This window comes from Klebsiella sp. KTE92, assembly GCF_000398905.1.
Lineage (GTDB): Bacteria > Pseudomonadota > Gammaproteobacteria > Enterobacterales > Enterobacteriaceae > Klebsiella > Klebsiella variicola.
Genome location: NZ_KB976100.1, coordinates 5,130,950 through 5,143,495, shown reverse-complemented (window position 1 = coordinate 5,143,495; position 12,546 = coordinate 5,130,950). Strand labels below are relative to the sequence as shown.

Below are 12,546 nucleotides of genomic sequence, written 5' to 3'. Positions count from 1 at the left end.
ACCGGGAAAAGCGAATTACGCTTTTTTCGCTGCTTCTGCTGCTTTAACGATCACCGCGAAAGCGTCAGCTTTCAGGGAGGCGCCGCCAACCAGCGCGCCGTCGATGTCCGGCTGGGTGAACAGCTCTGCTGCGTTGCCAGCGTTAACGGAACCACCGTACTGGATGATCACTTGCTCAGCGATTTTCGCGTCAGCTTTAGCAATGTGGTCACGGATGAATTTGTGCACCGCCTGAGCCTGAGCCGGGGTCGCGGATTTGCCGGTACCGATAGCCCATACCGGTTCGTAAGCGATAACCACGCCTTCGAAAGCGGCAGCGCCCTGCGTTTTCAGCACGGCGTCGATCTGACGTGCGCAAACTTCTTCGGTTTTGCCCGCTTCGTTTTCGGCTTCGGTTTCACCGATGCACAGTACCGGGGTCAGACCCTGCTCTTTCAGCACAGCGAATTTCTTCGCGATCAGCTCGTCGGATTCTTTGTGGTAGGTACGACGCTCGGAGTGGCCGATGATGATGTACTGTGCGCCGATATCTTTCAGCATTTCGGCGGAGGTTTCACCGGTGAATGCGCCGGACAGGTTCACGTCAACGTTCTGCGCGCCCAGGTGAATGTGGCTGCCTTCTGCCGCACGTTTAGCCAGGTCCAGATACATTTCCGGCGGGGCGATGGCAACTGCACAGCCGCTTACGCCAGCCAGCTCGGTACGCAGGTTCGCAACCAGTTCGTTTACCATGTGGCGGCTGCCGTTCAGTTTCCAGTTACCCATCACTAAAGGATGTCGCATTTTAATTCTCCACGCTACTTAAGCGAATTAAGGAATATAGCCGCCCCAGAGGGCAGCATGGTCTGTGAAACAGTATAGAGACTCGTCACTGGAAAGGCTTTGCTTTTTGTCATTTATTGTTGCCTTCCAGCGTTTCAGATAACGCCAGCTTAATCGGTTCAATGGCGAAGGTCAGACCCTTTTCGCCATGATCTGCCACCACATAGCGTACAGCGCCTTCGGTATCGGCAAAGTAGCGTTTGCCCTTGCCGGCGGTCAGCAGTTTCTGCAGCTTTTGCTGGCTTTGCGCCGGGCTAAGGGTGGGGACAAAGGCGCGGATCATGGCGCTCATATACTCCAGCGCTTTGGCTTTCGCCGCCTTTTGCTCCGGCCCCTGGATCGGCAGCCAGGTGATCTGCATGGATTTGATCTTCAGCGTGCCGCGCTCCAGCGCGGTCGAGGCATAGAGATTTTCATTAATTTTGCTGGCGGCGCGGGTCAGATTAGCCTGATCCCGGCTGGTGGCGATGGAACGGAATTCGTTCAGGGGCAGCTTCGGGTTATCGGCGTTAAATTTTTCCCGGAACTGGCTGATCGACAGGTCAAAACTCGGGGCGCCAGAGAGCAGATAGGGCGCCGCTGTCGCCGATTCGCTTTCTGCGGACAACGCGTGCGGGCCGACGGTCAGGCCCATCAGCCCACTTAAACACAAGATTGTCCACTTCTTCATGCCCGTCGTTCCTTTTTTTGCCTGCTGACGATTAAATCGGGAAGCGCGGCGCTTGTCAAAAAGTCACGACGCCAGGGTAAACTACGCAGACGATGATGATAAGGAAAAACGCATGACCCTACAGCAGTGGTTATTCTCAATTAAAGGGCGCATTGGCCGCCGCGATTTCTGGATCTGGATTGCCATTTGGCTGGTGACCATGAGCGCCCTGTTTACCCTGGCAGGCAGCAATCTTCTCAACCTGCAGACGGCGGCGTTTATTATCGTCTGCCTGCTGTGGCCGACGGCGGCGGTGGTGGTCAAGCGGCTGCACGATCGCGGCAAATCCGGACTGTGGGCGCTGCTGATGATTCTGGCGTGGATGCTGCTGGCGGGGAACTGGGCGATGCTGCCGCAGGTCTGGCAGTGGGGCGTCGGGCGCTTTGTGCCGACGTTGATTATCGTCATGATGTTGATCGACCTGGGGGCGTTTGTCGGCACCCAGGGCGAGAATAAGTTCGGCAAGGAGACCCAGGACGTGCGCTGGAAAGCGGACGCCTGATTACCAGTAGTGCTCCGCTGTCATATGGCCCGGCCGGCGACGCAGATGTTTGGTCATCTGCCGGGTCTCTTTTAACAGCTGTTGGGTATCGCGCACCATTTGCGGGTTGCCGCACAGCATGACGTGGCTGGTGTCGGTGTTCATCGCCAGCCCGACCGCCTCTTCCAGCGCGCCGGTTTCAATCAGGAACGGTACCCGGCCGGTCAGCGAGCCTTCCACTGTTTCGCGACTGACCACGGTCTGGATGCGTAGTTTACCGGCATAGCGCTGCTCGAGTTCGCGCATCAGCGGCAGATAGCTCAGGTCCGCGGCGTAGCGGACGGCGTGGACCAGTACCAGGTTGTTAAAGCGTTCAAGATCTTTGCCTTCCTGCAAAATTGACAGGTACGGCCCGAGGGCCGTGCCGGTCGCCAGCATCCACAGGGTATCGCAATCCGGTACCTCCTCGAGGACGAAGAAACCTGCCGCTTCACTCACCACCAGGACTTCATCGCCCGGCTTCAGCGCCGCCAGACGCGGGCTCAGCTTGCCTTCCGGGACGGTGACCAGATAGAACTCGAGATCGGGATTGCCGGGGGCATTGACGTAGGAGTAGGCGCGCTGCACGCGTTCTCCGTCGATTTCCAGTCCGAGCTTGGTAAACTGCCCGGCGGTAAACGGATGAACAGGCGCCCGCACGTATAAACTGAACAAGGCATCCGTCCAGTACTCCACTTTTGTCACTTTGCCGCTAACCCAGTCCGCCATCGTCTTCTCCTGTTGCCAAGCGATGCCTTATCTTCGGTCCAGACGAGCAAGATTTCCACCCCGAAGGTACAAGAAAGCTCTATTGATCAAATATAAACGAAGAACAGGGCAACCGCCTGCGGACGGTTGCCTGGGAGAGAAAAAGCGGTATTACAGGATGTGCTGCTGGATGTCCGGATCTTTACGGTCGAGGTAATGAATCGACTGAATACGACGGATAGTGCGCGACTTGCCACGGATCAGCAGCGTCTCGGTGGTGGCCATGTTGCCCTTGCGGGTGATGCCGTCCAGCAGATCGCCTTTGGTGATCCCGGTGGCGGAGAAGACGACGTTATCGCTGCGCGCCATTTCATCCAGACGCAGCACTTTGCCTGCTTCAATGCCCATGGTTTTGCAGCGCGCCAGCTCGTTTTCACCGATGCGGCGGTTCTCTTCGTTATCGCCCTTCACGTGGTGGCGAGCCAGCAGACGCCCCTGCATATCACCGTCGAGGGCGCGGATCACCGCGGCGGAAACCACCCCTTCCGGCGCGCCGCCGATGCCGTACAGTACGTCGACTTCGCTATCCGGCATGCAGGTGAGAATAGAGGCCGCGACGTCGCCATCGGGAATCGCGAATACACGCACGCCCAGCTGCTGCAGCTGGGCAATGACCGCGTCGTGGCGCGGTTTCGCCAGCACGGTGACGGTCAGCTCGCCCAGCGGCTTGTTCAGGGCGCGGGCGATATTGTGCAGGTTATCTTCCAGCGGCAGATTGAGATCGATGGCGCCTTTGGCGCCGGGGCCGACAATCAGCTTTTCCATATACATATCCGGCGCGTTGAGGAAGCAGCCCTTATCGCCGACCGCCATCACCGCCAGGGCGTTGGCCTGGCCCATCGCCGTCATGCGGGTGCCTTCGATGGGATCGACGGCGATATCTACCGCATCGCCCTTGCCGGTACCCACTTTTTCGCCGATATAGAGCATCGGCGCTTCATCGATTTCGCCCTCGCCGATGACGATGGTGCCGTCGATATTGACGAGGTTAAGCATAATGCGCATGGCGTTAACCGCTGCGCCGTCGGCGGTATTCTTATCGCCGCGGCCCAGCCATTTATAGCCCGCCAGCGCGGCGGCTTCGGTGACACGCGAAAATTCGATGGCCAGTTCTCGTTTCATAATCCACTCGTTGTGTAGAAAAATTGCCCGCAGCGCGGCAAAAGCGCGCGCTACGCGTTGGAATAGCGTTCGGTTTCCGGCATCCAGCGCTCGATAAGCGCCTGGGCCTGCAGCGGATAGCGTTCATGAATATGGCGAGCAATGCGTTGAACGTCGGGGATCATCGCCTGATCGCGCAGCAAGTCCGCTACTTTAAATTCGGCGTTGCCAGTCTGGCGGGTGCCGAGCAGCTCGCCGGGACCGCGGATTTCGAGGTCTTTCTGGGCGATGACGAAACCGTCGTTGCTGTCGCGCAGGACCTGCAGGCGTTTCTGCGCCGTTTTGGAGAGCGGCGATTTATAGAGTAGCACGCAGTGGGAAGCGACCGCGCCGCGCCCGACGCGCCCTCTGAGCTGGTGCAGCTGCGCCAGACCCAGACGTTCCGGGTTTTCGATAATCATCAGGCTTGAGTTAGGCACGTCGACGCCGACTTCAATCACCGTGGTGGCCACCAGCAGGTGCATTTCGCCCTGCTTGAAGGCCTGCATTACCGCCTGCTTCTCGGCCGGTTTCATCCGCCCGTGGACGAGGCCGATATTCAGTTCCGGCAGCGCCAGTTTGAGCTCTTCCCAGGTCGCTTCCGCCGCCTGGGCTTCCAGCAGATCGGACTCTTCAATTAGCGTACAAACCCAATAGGCCTGGCGCCCTTCGTGGGTGCAGGCGTTGCGTACGCGGTCGATAATATCGCTGCGCCGGGTGTCCGGGATGGCGACGGTAGTCACCGGGGTTCGGCCCGGCGGCAGCTCGTCGATAATCGAGGTGTCCAGATCGGCGTAGGCGGTCATTGCCAGGGTGCGGGGGATAGGCGTGGCGGTCATGATCAGCTGATGCGGGTGGAACCTCTGCTGCTGACCTTTTTCCCACAGCGCCAGCCGCTGATGCACGCCGAAGCGGTGCTGTTCGTCGATAATCACCAGCGCCAGGCCGTTAAACTGCACCTGCTCCTGGAAGATGGCGTGAGTGCCGACAATCATCTGCACTTCGCCGCTGGCGATAGCCTCCTGCTGCGCCTGACGGGCTTTGCCTTTCTGTTTGCCCGCCAGCCAGCCGACTTCTATGCCCAGCGGTTCAAACCAGCTGCGGAAGTTATTGGCGTGCTGTTCGGCAAGTAGTTCGGTGGGCGCCATCAGCGCCACCTGTTTGCCGTGGGCGATAGCGCGCACGGCGGCCAGCGCGGCGACCAGCGTTTTACCGGAGCCAACATCGCCCTGCACCAGGCGCATCATCGGCACGTCCAGCGCCATATCGTGTTCGATCTCGGCGGTAACCCGCGCCTGCGCGCCGGTGGGCTTAAAGGGCAGGGAGGCCAGCAGCTGGTTTTTCAGGGTATCGTTGGCGCCGAGCGGCAGGGCGTGGTAGCGCTGGGCGCCTGCCCTCAGCGCCAGCATGCTGAGGTTATGCGCCAGCAGCTCTTCCAGAATCAGACGCTGCTGCGCCGGGTGCTTGCCGCTTTCCAGCTCGCTAAGTTGCAAGGAAGGAGGCGGACGGTGCAGCGTACGCAGCGCTTCCGGCAGGCTCATCATCCCCTGCGCCAGCTCCGGTGGGAGGAGTTCGCTAATCGCGCAGGTTTCCAGGAGCTCAAGCGCCTGGTCGGTGAGCTTGCGCAGGGTCGCCTGCTTGATGCCTTCGGTGGTCGGATAGACCGGAGTTAACGTTTCCTGCAGCTCCGGGGTGCTCATATCGCCCTGGACGCGGTATTCCGGGTGGATCATCTCGGCGCCGTACTTCCCGCGTTTGGCTTCACCGTAGGCCAGCACCCGACGACCAGTCGCGAGGCTGTTTTTCATCGCCGCGTTAAAGTTGAAAAAGCGCATGGTGAGGATGCCGGTGCCGTCGCTGATCTGGCAGGTCATCATCCGCCGGCCGCCGAAGGTGATATTGCTGTTGAGCACTTCGCCTTCCACGGTGGCATAAACCCCGGGAAGCAGCTCGGCTATCGGGTAAAGATGGGTGCGATCTTCGTAACGCAGCGGCAGGTGCAGCAGCAGGTCCTGAACCGTATGCAGGCCGATCTTCGCCAGTTTACTGCTTTGCGTAGCGCCCACTCCGGTGAGTGAGCTGAGCGGAACGGCATCGAGCAGGCGGCCTGACATCAGGTTTACCTCGTTGCCTGCATGGTAGCCCACCATGCGTCATCGGCTTCCACTTCGCCCTGCTCGTTGACGTGGGGGTAAGGCAGACCTTTTTGTCGGGCGACGCGGGCCAGCACCGGATAACCGCCTTCGAACAGCAGGCGCTGCTGCTCTTCCGGCGGCAGCATGCTGTTGGCGCGTTGGTACATCCCGGCGTTCTGCCGCTGGCGCTGCGCCTCGTAAAGGATCAGCGCCGAGGCGACGGAGACGTTCAGCGACTGCACCATGCCGATCATCGGGATAATGATGTCCTGATCGGCCAGCGCCAGCGCTTCCTGGGTGATGCCGGTTTTCTCCTGGCCCATCAGGATGCAGGTTGGACGCGTATAGTCGATTTCACGAAAATCGATGGCTTTGTCGGAAAGGTGAGTGGCGAGGATTTGCATACCCTGGCCTTTCAGGTGGCCGACGGCATCTGCGATGGTGCGGTGGGTTTTCACCTGCACCCAGCTGTTGCTGCCCGCGGCGGCGGAGGCCATGGTACGCATCCGGCTGCTTGGCCAGACGGCATGCACTTCGTGTACGCCAACGGCATCTGCGGTCCGAATGACCGCAGAGACGTTATGAGGCTTATGGACCTGCTCCATGCAGACCGTCAGGTCAGGCTGACGCCTGGCGAGCATCTCGCAGATACGCTCGTAGCGCTTTGAGTTCATAAAGCTAGTTTCGGTTACGGGTGACTTTAATCACGTCCGGCATGACGCGGATTTTGCGCATGATATTCGCCAGATGCACGCGGTCACGCGCGGTCAGGCGGATAAAGGCGCTGTATACGCGGCCATCTTTCTCTTCCGTATTCAGGCTCTGGATATTGGAAGACGCGGTGTTGATCGCCGCCGTCAGGTTAGCCAGCGCGCCCTGGTGGTTAAACATGTCCACCTTGATTTCGGTGATGAACTCCTGAGCGGTCTCTTTATCCCACTCAACCGCCATAAATTTCTCCGGCTCTTTCTGGTAGCCGCGAATGTTACGACAGGATTCATGGTGGATAACCAGCCCTTTACCCGGACTGACGTGGGCGATAATCGGGTCACCTGGGATCGGGCGACAGCACTTGGCGAAGGTGATCAACACGCCATCGGCGCCTTTGATCGGCAGATGGCCGTGGTTCGACGCGTTAGCCGGTACCGGCGCCGCAGCGGCTTCGCCCTGCTGCAGGTTTTTCGCCACCACGACGCTCATGGCGTTGCCCAGACCGATTTCCGCCAGCAGATCGTCAAGCGTGGCCAGCTTCATGCGATCAAGTTCGCGCTGGATATTCTCCGGCGGGATCTCGGCGAGTTTGCGGCTTCCGCCCAGCGCGTGATTGAGCAGACGACGGCCAAGGCTGACCGAATCGTCGCGCTTAAGGTTTTTCAGCAGCTGACGGATCTTGGCGCGCGCTTTCGAGCTGACGACAAAGTTCAGCCAGGCGGCATTCGGGCGTGCGCCCGGCGCGGTGATAATTTCGACAGTCTGGCCGCTGGAGAGCGGCTGCGACAGCGGATAAGGCTGGCGATCGACGCGCGCGCCAACGCAGGCATGGCCGATATCGGTATGCACCGCGTAGGCGAAGTCCACCGGCGTGGCGCCAGCGGGCAGTTCGACAATGCGACCTTCCGGGGTGAAAACGTAAATCTCATCCGGGAACAGATCGGATTTTACGCTCTCGATAAATTCAAACGAGCTGCCGGCGCTCTGCTGCAGCTCCAGCAGGCTTTGCATCCAGCGCTGAGCGCGGATTTGCGCGGTGGTGCTGCTTTCGCCGCCGTGCTCTTTATAAGCCCAGTGCGCCGCAACCCCCATCTCCGCCATCTGGTCCATGTCTTCGGTACGAATTTGTACCTCGACCGGGACGCCGTGGGGGCCGATCATCGAGGTATGCAAAGACTGATAGCCGTTCGCTTTCGGAATGGCGATGTAATCTTTGAAACGACCTGGACGCGGTTTGTAGAGGCTGTGCATCTGGCCGAGCACGCGATAGCAGATATCGGCATCATGGACGATAACGCGGAAGGCGTAGATATCCATGATCGAGTGAAAACGCTGCTCTTTAAGCACCATTTTGCAGTAGATGGAGTACAGATGCTTTTCGCGACCGCTGACGCGGCAGGGGATCCCCGCTTCCTGCAACCGTCCTTCGATTTCGGAGAGGATTTTTTGGATCATCTCTTTACGGTTGCCGCGCGCCGCTTTGACCACCTCTTTAATGACGCGGTAGCGGTTAGGGTACAGCGCTTCAAAGCCCAGCTCTTCGAGCTCGGTCTTGATGTGATGGATACCTAAACGGTGCGCCAGCGGGCTGTAAATTTCCAGCGTTTCGCGGGCGATGCGGCGGCGTTTATCCGGGCGTAACGAGCCCAGAGTACGCATGTTGTGGGTGCGGTCGGCAAGCTTGATGAGGATGACGCGGATGTCCTGCACCATCGCCATGATCATTTTGCGAAAGTTTTCGGCCTGCGCCTCTTTCTTATCGCGAAACTTGAGCTTATCAAGTTTCGACACCCCCTCTACCAGTTCGGCAACGCTTTTACCAAAAAGCTGTTCCATGTCCTGGTAGGTGGCGGGGGTATCTTCAATCACATCATGCAGCAGCGCGGCCATCAGCGTTTCATAGTCGAGCTTCATCTCGGCCAGAATGCAGGCTACCGCGACCGGGTGCGTGATATAGGGTTCACCGCTTGAACGTGTCTGACCCTCGTGAGCGTCACGTGCAACGAGATACGCCTGCCGAAGGCGCTTGATTTGCTCTTCCGGCAGGTAGTTTTGAATCAGCTGATTCAGGCTTTCAAACAGATACAAGGGCGACCCGCTGTGTGATTAACGACGACCTTCAGCAATCGCGGTAACGGCTTGTAATTCAGCGGCTTCCTGCTCTTGCTGTTCCTGGCGCTCACGTACGTCGAGGATCTGGTTGTTGATCAGACCTTCTTCGATTTCGCGCAGTGCGATAACGGTGGTTTTATCGTTTTCTTCCGGTACCAGCGGATCCTTTCCGCCTACCTGCATCTGACGAGCGCGACGCGCGGCGACCAGTACCAGGTCAAAACGGTTACCAATTTTCTCTACAGCGTCCTGAACAGTTACGCGTGCCATACTTAAAATGCTCCACAGGTGAAGAAATGACTGGGCATGATACTGAATGTGGGTTCAGTCTGCCAATAGTTTGGTGATTAAAGCGCCATGTCGCTGCTTTTGGCGGCTCATGCGCAGACGTTCAGCGCGGATGATATTTTTCAGGTCGCTCAGGGCGGTGTCAAAATCATCGTTCACAATCAGGTAATCATATTCCGCGTAATGGCTCATTTCCGCAACGGCCTGGGCCATCCGTTTCGCGATCACCTCTTCGCTGTCCTGGCCGCGGCCGCGCAGGCGACGGTCCAGTTCATCTTTTGACGGCGGCAGAATAAAAATGCTGCGTGCGCCGGGCATGCTTTTACGGATCTGCTGCGCACCTTGCCAGTCGATATCGAGGAAGACATCGACGCCAGTCGCCAGCACCTGCTCGATCGCTTTACGCGACGTGCCGTAATAGTTGCCAAAGACCTCTGCATGTTCCAGAAACGCGTTTTCGCCAATCATCGAGCGGAATTCGTCGTGATTCACGAAGAAATAGTGTTCGCCGTGCACTTCACCCGGACGCGGCGCCCGCGTGGTATGGGAGACCGATACCTGGGTGTCATACAACGGTTGGGTTTTTAATAAAGCCTGAATCAGGCTGGATTTACCCGCGCCGCTAGGGGCGGAAACAATATAAAGCGTGCCTTGAGCCATGAGTGTCTTTTGTATGTGGTTATCGAAAGAGGTCCTACATACGAGCCTATTATACACGTCGCCGCGGCGTGACGCAGTCATTGTCACACTTTTTGCCGCGGTTTCTTTCATTTTGCCTGCCGTTTTCCTGAATTCGCCAGCCGTTGCTGCAATGAGGCGTAAATCCTGGAAGGCGCTTCGCAAGGCGAAAAAGTACCCATCGCGGTTCGCGGTGTTCTACAGCAGACTCTCCGCCAGGTGACGAAGGAGAGGAATGCTATGCGAAAAGGAGGGTGGTGGCTGGCGATGGGGATGTTCTCTGCCAGCGCGCTGGCGACGTGTCCGGACTGGCCGCCGGCCAAAGGAAGGCAGGAGATTTCACGCCTTCATCAGCAAATTGTCGCCTGGAAAGAGGCCTACTGGCGACAAGGCACCAGTGAGGTAAGCGATGACGTTTATGACCAGCTCACTCTGCGGCTGGCGCAGTGGCGGCAATGTTTTCCGGACGAGACGCCTGAGGATGACGATCTGCCTCCGCCGACGGGCGATACGCGTCATCCGGTGGCGCATACCGGCGTGCGCAAACTGGCCGATGGCGCCAGCGTGGCCCACTGGATGAAAAATAAAACCGACCTGTGGATACAGCCTAAAGTGGACGGCGTGGCGGTGACCCTGGTCTATCGCCAGGGGAGTTTGGTTCAGGCCATTAGCCGCGGCGATGGTCTGCGCGGTGAGGCATGGACCGCCCGAGCGCGGCAGATCCCGGCGCTGGCGAAAGTGACGACCGGTGAACTGGCCAACAGCGTGCTGCAGGGGGAGCTGTTTCTGCGCCGGGACGGCCATGTACAGCAGCAGGCTGGGGGGATGAACGCGCGGGCGAAAGTCGCCGGGTTGATGATGCGAGCCGACGCGGCGGCGGCGCCGCTCAGCCAGCTGGACGTTTTTATCTGGGCCTGGCCAGACGGTCCCTCGGATATGCGCCGTCGACAGCAGCTGCTGGCGCAGGCGGGGTTTGGCTACAGCGGACAATACACCCATTCGGTAACGCGCGTTGAGCAGGTGGCGGAGTGGCGCCAGCGCTGGTATCGCTCGCCGCTCCCCTTCGTCAGCGATGGCGTGATTGTGCGCGAAGGGCGCGAACCGCCGGGACGTGTCTGGTCTCCCGGAAAGGGAGAGTGGCTGGCGGCCTGGAAGTATCCTCCGGCCTCGCAAGTGATGGAGGTACGGGCGATCCATTTCAGCACTGGCCGCAGCGGCAGGCTCAACGTCGTGGCCCAGCTTGAGCCCCAGCGGCTGGATGATAAACGCGTGCAGCGGGTTAATGTTGGCTCTGTGGCCCGCTGGCAGGCGCTGGATATTGGGGTTGGCGATCAGCTGCAGATCAGTCTGGCAGGGCAGGGTATTCCTCGGATCGACGCCGTCGTCTGGCGGACGGCCGAGCGCCATAAACCGACGCCGCCGGCGGCGAAATTCAATGCGCTAACCTGCTATTTCGCCACCCCTGAGTGCAGCGAACAGTTTCTTTCCCGGCTGATCTGGCTGTCATCAAAGTCCGCGCTGGATGTCGATGGCGTGGGGGAACATTTATGGCGCGCCATTCAGCAGCAAAACCCGATGACGCATATTTTTTCCTGGCTGGCGCTTACGGTGGAGCAGCTGCAGGCGGTGCCAGGGATCTCCGCCGCCCGCGGGCAGCACCTCTGGCATCAATTTGATCTCGTTCGCAAACGGCCTTTTATCCGCTGGGTGCTGGCGATGGGGCTCCCGGTGCCTCAGGGGGCGCTGACGCAGCTCGAAAGCGAGAACTGGCATCTGCTGGCGGCAAAAAGTGAAGCGCAATGGCGCGCGCTGCCGGGCGTGGGGGAGATCAGAGCCCGCCAGCTGGTGGCCTTCCTGCACCATCCGGATGTGGTGGCGCTGGCGCAATGGCTCAGTGGGCAGCGCATCCCCGGATTTTGAGGCGGTTAGTGGCTATCATGGGTGTAGTGGAAGACCGGTAGCCCCAGTTTCCAGCGCAGTGCCAGCATGCGGGCGGTAAAGCCGAACAGCAGCGTAGCCAGCACCACCACATCGTGGCTGCTGACGTAATGTTGCAGGGCAATATAGAGTACGGCTGCGGCAAACGAGATCCCGGCATACAGCTCTTTCTGGAAGACCAGCGGAATGCGTTTGCAGAACATATCTCGCAGTACGCCGCCAAAAACGCCGGTGATGACCGCGGCGATAGAGGCGATGATCGGACCTTCGCCCATATCCAGGGCGATCTGCGCGCCGATGATGGAAAACACGATCAGCCCCAGCGCGTCCAGCACCAGAAACAGCCGGCGAAGGTGAGGCATCACTGGAGCGGCAATGGTGGTGAGGACGGCGGCGACAGCGACAATAATGACATATTCCGGATGTTTCACCCAGCCGAGAGGATAATGTCCCAGCAGGATATCGCGAACGGAACCCCCGCCCAGCGCGGTCGCGGTGGCGATAATGATGACGCCAAACGTGTCCATCCGCCGGCGCCCGGCAGCCAGCGCGCCGGTCATGGCTTCCGCGGTGATACCGATTAAATACAGAACATGAAGCAGCATAGATCCCCCCAGATAATGGCGGGCAGGTTAACGATTTGTGCGCAGGATCACGATTGAGATTTTCTAAAGCGAATCATTTACGCCAGGAAAAATTAATGGAAGTAGTATCTGTGATGGCTT

12 protein-coding genes are annotated in these 12,546 nt (G+C 59.1%); 2 read left to right on the top strand and 10 right to left on the bottom strand.

Features of this window, described 5'->3' with window-relative positions; translation table 11 throughout:
• Positions 1-15 precede the first annotated feature (15 nt).
• Positions 16-783 (bottom strand): triose-phosphate isomerase, encoded by a 768-nt coding sequence (tpiA, locus tag A1WC_RS01465; RefSeq protein WP_002922909.1) that lies wholly within the window; start codon positions 781-783, stop codon positions 16-18.
• Between the two features lie 109 nt (positions 784-892).
• Complete coding sequence (locus A1WC_RS01470; RefSeq protein ID WP_008806815.1) at positions 893-1,492, bottom strand: YiiQ family protein; 600 nt, start codon at positions 1,490-1,492, stop codon at positions 893-895.
• 112 nt (positions 1,493-1,604) lie between these two features.
• On the opposite strand from A1WC_RS01470, the gene A1WC_RS01475 reads away from it, so the two are divergent.
• Positions 1,605-2,033, top strand: a complete 429-nt coding sequence (locus A1WC_RS01475) for a DUF805 domain-containing protein (RefSeq protein WP_004173894.1) — start codon at positions 1,605-1,607, stop codon at positions 2,031-2,033.
• On the opposite strand, the gene fpr is transcribed toward A1WC_RS01475, so the two are convergent.
• The 7 genes from fpr to gmk form a co-directional block, all read right to left on the bottom strand.
• On the bottom strand, positions 2,034-2,780 hold the full coding sequence (gene fpr, locus A1WC_RS01480; RefSeq protein ID WP_012540295.1) for a ferredoxin--NADP(+) reductase: 747 nt from the start codon (positions 2,778-2,780) through the stop codon (positions 2,034-2,036).
• A 150-nt stretch (positions 2,781-2,930) separates the two neighbouring features.
• A complete protein-coding gene (gene glpX, locus A1WC_RS01485) occupies positions 2,931-3,941 on the bottom strand; it encodes a class II fructose-bisphosphatase (protein ID WP_016161970.1) in 1,011 nt (336 codons plus the stop codon).
• 50 nt (positions 3,942-3,991) lie between these two features.
• Positions 3,992-6,073 (bottom strand): ATP-dependent DNA helicase RecG, encoded by a 2,082-nt coding sequence (gene recG, locus A1WC_RS01490; RefSeq protein ID WP_016161969.1) that lies wholly within the window; start codon positions 6,071-6,073, stop codon positions 3,992-3,994.
• Positions 6,074-6,078: 5 nt separating this feature from the next.
• Positions 6,079-6,768, bottom strand: coding sequence for a tRNA (guanosine(18)-2'-O)-methyltransferase TrmH (gene trmH, locus A1WC_RS01495; RefSeq protein ID WP_008806817.1), 690 nt, complete (start codon positions 6,766-6,768; stop codon positions 6,079-6,081).
• A 4-nt stretch (positions 6,769-6,772) separates the two neighbouring features.
• Complete coding sequence (gene spoT, locus A1WC_RS01500; RefSeq protein ID WP_008806818.1) at positions 6,773-8,893, bottom strand: bifunctional GTP diphosphokinase/guanosine-3',5'-bis pyrophosphate 3'-pyrophosphohydrolase; 2,121 nt, start codon at positions 8,891-8,893, stop codon at positions 6,773-6,775.
• An 18-nt stretch (positions 8,894-8,911) separates the two neighbouring features.
• On the bottom strand, positions 8,912-9,187 hold the full coding sequence (gene rpoZ, locus A1WC_RS01505) for a DNA-directed RNA polymerase subunit omega (protein WP_000135058.1): 276 nt from the start codon (positions 9,185-9,187) through the stop codon (positions 8,912-8,914).
• 54 nt (positions 9,188-9,241) lie between these two features.
• Positions 9,242-9,865, bottom strand: a complete 624-nt coding sequence (gene gmk, locus A1WC_RS01510; RefSeq protein WP_002922664.1) for a guanylate kinase — start codon at positions 9,863-9,865, stop codon at positions 9,242-9,244.
• A gap of 258 nt (positions 9,866-10,123) precedes the next feature.
• Here gmk and ligB point away from each other — a divergent pair, with 258 nt between their 5' ends.
• Positions 10,124-11,803 (top strand): NAD-dependent DNA ligase LigB, encoded by a 1,680-nt coding sequence (ligB, locus tag A1WC_RS01515; RefSeq protein WP_016161967.1) that lies wholly within the window; start codon positions 10,124-10,126, stop codon positions 11,801-11,803.
• A 5-nt stretch (positions 11,804-11,808) separates the two neighbouring features.
• Here the strand turns inward: ligB and A1WC_RS01520 are convergent, their stop codons facing one another.
• Complete coding sequence (locus A1WC_RS01520; RefSeq protein WP_012540300.1) at positions 11,809-12,426, bottom strand: trimeric intracellular cation channel family protein; 618 nt, start codon at positions 12,424-12,426, stop codon at positions 11,809-11,811.
• Positions 12,427-12,546: the final 120 nt, after the last annotated feature.

Excerpts from the sequence above, each read along its gene's own strand:
- trmH (WP_008806817.1), bottom strand. The coding sequence starts at position 6,768 with ATGAACTCAAAGCGCTACGAGCGTATCTGCGAGATGCTCGCCAGGCGT.
- A1WC_RS01475 (WP_004173894.1), top strand. The coding sequence starts at position 1,605 with ATGACCCTACAGCAGTGGTTATTCTCAATTAAAGGGCGCATTGGCCGC.
- recG (WP_016161969.1), bottom strand. The coding sequence starts at position 6,073 with ATGTCAGGCCGCCTGCTCGATGCCGTTCCGCTCAGCTCACTCACCGGA.
- ligB (WP_016161967.1), top strand. The coding sequence starts at position 10,124 with ATGCGAAAAGGAGGGTGGTGGCTGGCGATGGGGATGTTCTCTGCCAGC.
- A1WC_RS01520 (WP_012540300.1), bottom strand. The coding sequence starts at position 12,426 with ATGCTGCTTCATGTTCTGTATTTAATCGGTATCACCGCGGAAGCCATG.
- A1WC_RS01470 (WP_008806815.1), bottom strand. The coding sequence starts at position 1,492 with ATGAAGAAGTGGACAATCTTGTGTTTAAGTGGGCTGATGGGCCTGACC.
- rpoZ (WP_000135058.1), bottom strand. The coding sequence starts at position 9,187 with ATGGCACGCGTAACTGTTCAGGACGCTGTAGAGAAAATTGGTAACCGT.
- gmk (WP_002922664.1), bottom strand. The coding sequence starts at position 9,865 with ATGGCTCAAGGCACGCTTTATATTGTTTCCGCCCCTAGCGGCGCGGGT.
- fpr (WP_012540295.1), bottom strand. The coding sequence starts at position 2,780 with ATGGCGGACTGGGTTAGCGGCAAAGTGACAAAAGTGGAGTACTGGACG.
- tpiA (WP_002922909.1), bottom strand. The coding sequence starts at position 783 with ATGCGACATCCTTTAGTGATGGGTAACTGGAAACTGAACGGCAGCCGC.
- glpX (WP_016161970.1), bottom strand. The coding sequence starts at position 3,941 with ATGAAACGAGAACTGGCCATCGAATTTTCGCGTGTCACCGAAGCCGCC.